Here is a 3218-nt window from a genome sequence, read left to right on the forward strand (position 1 = left end):
AGTCAGCCAAACGAGGTGAGGTCGTGAGGTAGCAGGGTTAGGCGTGGGACGTGTTCGGGGCGGACGACGGCGAAATGTCTGCGGTCGATTGTGGCCACTTCGTGTACTTCGAGACGTTCCGCGATCGCGATCACAGAAGCGTCCGCGCCGCCCAAGGGTAAGTCGCCATATCTCCTCACCAATTCAGCCATGCGGCGGAGATCACCTTCGGTGACTTCAACGATCTGGCCGTATAGGCTGTCGGCCAGATCCAGTAGGAAGAGGTGTTCGGCGCCAGGGCCACCACGCAGCGCGATCATGTAGCAGATCTCCGCTATCAGTGGAGAAGGGATCGCAAGGTCGGCGACTGGCGTGGCCAGGAACCACTCCCGGCACGCTTCGTGGTTGACATCGCGGCGGTTGACCAGTGCAACCAGTACGCCGGTGTCGACCAGGATCAACGTCCCAAGCCCTCGGCCAGCAGCTCGTCGACCTGCGTGGAATCGTCCGGTTCACCGTCGATTGCGCCTAGCGAACGGGGATGTGGCCGAGCGGATCCTCGGTCGGTCAAGGTCGACAGCGCGCTGGCGGCCCGATCTAAGTCCTGTGCTGGCACGCGATCAACCAGCGCATGGAGTTCTTCGCGTGTGATCGTCATGGGACCAGCATACTTCGGCACGTGCGACGTGAGCGACAGCTAGAAGACCTGCTCTAAGCTCGTTCTCACCGCCCCAGCAGCGGACCTTCGTTGAGGGATTGTGATTCGCTTCTTTTGCAGTAGTGGGGTTGGTATCCCGGCAGGGTTCGCTCTGTCGGGGTACGGCACATCAGCGAATGCCCGCCCGCGCGAGGCGGGGCTCTTGGCGCGCGACGCGGTGATGGTTCTCGATGAGGCTCACCTGAATCGTCAACTACTCACAACTGCTAGGCGATGTGCCGAAATACAGCAGAACGATCAGCTCGGTGTGCCGAAGCTGCAGGTTGTGGCGACAACAGCGACCCCCGGCGGAGCTGCGTCTGATCGAGTCGTTGGCGTCGACCTAACGGTGGACCTTGTAGACGACCTGCCGCTCGCCCATCGACTGCAGCGTCCAAAGCCGCTCTCACTTGCGACGTCGCCGGACTGGCCAGCTGGTAAACGACCAAGCAAAGCCTACGCGACATTCATCGCCGAACAGTCATGCGGCAGGTGGAGTCGGTGGCCGGTTCCGGGACAGTCGGCTGCGTGGTAAACACGATCGATACCGCCGGTGATGTGTATGGCCAATTACAGCAACGCTATGGGGATGACGCGGTCCTCCTGTGGATAGGTCCCCTAGCCCCGACGCACCAAACCGCGCAGTTCTTCCTGGTATCTCAGGTAGGCATCGCGGAGCGTCTCGGCCGGCCAGTCGGCAGGCAATAGCTCGCTGGGGAGCAACGGATCGCTGGCCAGGTGCCGAACCATGCGAGCCGCGGAGGCAAGTCTGGTCGCCGGAAGTTGGGCGCGGTCCCAGGCCGCCAGCAGCTGTTCGGCCTCGTCGGCCCACGCCGGCAACGGCCACAACATCTCGGCGAGTTCGCGGGGATCCTGTTCGGCACGGGCGATGAAGGTGCGAAGGACCGGGTTCGTCGCGTAGTCGCGCGGACGCTGCAGGTTCGCCGGACGTGTCCAGATGCCTTCTTTCAGTTCCGCGAGGCGGTGCTCGTTGAGAGATTCGCGAAGCGCGGCGCGCTCGGGCCCGGACCGACCGGTTACGACGACGACCGCCATCTCCCATTTGCCGTCCCATGGGCTTTCGGTGTCGCGGACCGCTTCGGCCTGGTGCTGCTGACGTCGGAGCAGCCGGGCGCCCAGGCGGTATCCGTCGTCCGAGCGGACCAAGTCCCCGTCCGCCACGGCCCGTGCCGTGGCTACGCGCACCGTGCCGGGCTCGATGTCGAAGAACTGGCCGGCGCGTCGCAGGTGCGCCGATGTGAGGGGTTCGGGGTGAGTCCCCAGCATGAGACTCAGAACAGTGGAACGCGCCGATAGCGGGGCTGGTTCGTTGGTCGCGGCTGCCACGCCAAGGATCATCGCACGAAACAGTTATAGACACACGTGTGTCTATAACTGTAACGTCTAGCCAATGACGGAACGACCAGCAGAGTGGCGGGACATGGACAAACGGGATTCCGAGGCCGCCGGCGAGCCTGAGGACGGGACCCTCGTGCGGTACCCGACGCTGACCTATGAAGTCGACGGGCGCGTCGCGCGACTGACCTTCGATCGCCCGGAGCGGGGCAATGCCATCACCGCCGACACTCCCAACGACCTCGCGGCGGCCGTCGAGCGCGCCGACCTCGATCCGCGCGTCCGGGTCATCGTGCTGTCGGGCCGGGGAAAGGGTTTCTGCGGCGGATACGACCTGGTCGACAGCGCCGAGCGGATGCTCGACGGCGGACTCGCCGGCGCCGATCCGCACGAGGGCACCGTTCTCGCACCCGGCGTGCAGGCCGCGAATCACGATCCGTCGCAGACGTGGGATCCGATGATCGACTACGCGATGATGAGCCGCTTCACCAAGGGCTTCGCGAGCCTGCTGCACGCCAACAAGCCGACGGTGGCGAAGATCCACGGCTTCTGCATCGCCGGCGGAACTGACATCGCCCTGCACTGCGACCAGATCGTGATCGCCGCCGACGCCAAGATCGGCTATCCGCCCACCAGGGTCTGGGGTGTGCCGAGCGCCGGCCTGTGGGCTCACCGGCTCGGCGACCAACGCGCGAAACGGCTGCTGCTGACCGGCGACTGCCTCACCGGCCGCGAAGCGGAGGCGTGGGGGCTGGCCATCGAGGCGCCCGAACCGGAGCAGCTCGACGAACGCGTCGAGCGCCTGGTGCAACGAATCGCGGCCATGCCGACCAATCAGCTCATGATGGTCAAACTGGCCCTGAACTCCAGCCTCCTCGCGCAGGGCGTCCACAACAGCCAGATGATCAGCACGGTCTTCGACGGGATCTCCCGTCACACCCGCGAGGGCTACGCATTCCAGCAACGGGCCGCGACGGCCGGTTTCAAGACGGCCGTCGGTGAACGCGACGCGGCACCGTACGACGACTTCGGCTCCGCGGGGAGCCATGTCACCGAAGGAGAGACGGATCAATGAGCCAGACGCACGAGGTGCTCAACCAGGTACCGCCGCTAGACGACCACGACGCCACCGCGCACCAAACCCTGCTCGAGGGTGTGAGCAGAGAAGGCGCGGGATGGGCGATGC

Annotated in this window: 4 protein-coding genes; 1 reads left to right on the forward strand and 3 read right to left on the reverse strand. The window is 65.1% G+C overall.

The window, feature by feature from the left end:
• Positions 1–2: 2 nt before the first annotated feature.
• From GOARA_RS04075 to GOARA_RS04080, 3 genes are all read right to left on the reverse strand, one after another.
• Positions 3–440 carry a type II toxin-antitoxin system VapC family toxin gene (locus GOARA_RS04075; RefSeq protein WP_007321026.1) on the reverse strand — a complete coding sequence of 146 codons (438 nt, stop codon included), beginning with the start codon at positions 438–440 and terminating at the stop codon, positions 3–5.
• Positions 437–637: a hypothetical protein gene (locus GOARA_RS19665; RefSeq protein WP_007321027.1), complete on the reverse strand. Its 201-nt coding sequence runs from the start codon at positions 635–637 to the stop codon at positions 437–439. The genes GOARA_RS04075 and GOARA_RS19665 overlap by 4 nt, the downstream gene beginning before the upstream one ends.
• A 657-nt stretch (positions 638–1294) precedes the next feature.
• Positions 1295–2035, reverse strand: coding sequence for a PaaX family transcriptional regulator C-terminal domain-containing protein (locus tag GOARA_RS04080; protein ID WP_007321028.1), 741 nt, complete (start codon positions 2033–2035; stop codon positions 1295–1297).
• A 52-nt stretch (positions 2036–2087) separates the two neighbouring features.
• Here GOARA_RS04080 and GOARA_RS04085 point away from each other — a divergent pair, with 52 nt between their 5' ends.
• A complete protein-coding gene (locus GOARA_RS04085; protein ID WP_040521699.1) occupies positions 2088–3107 on the forward strand; it encodes a crotonase/enoyl-CoA hydratase family protein in 1020 nt (339 codons plus the stop codon).
• Positions 3108–3218: the final 111 nt, after the last annotated feature.

This window comes from Gordonia araii NBRC 100433, from assembly GCF_000241265.1.
Classification (GTDB): Bacteria; Actinomycetota; Actinomycetes; order Mycobacteriales; family Mycobacteriaceae; genus Gordonia; species Gordonia araii.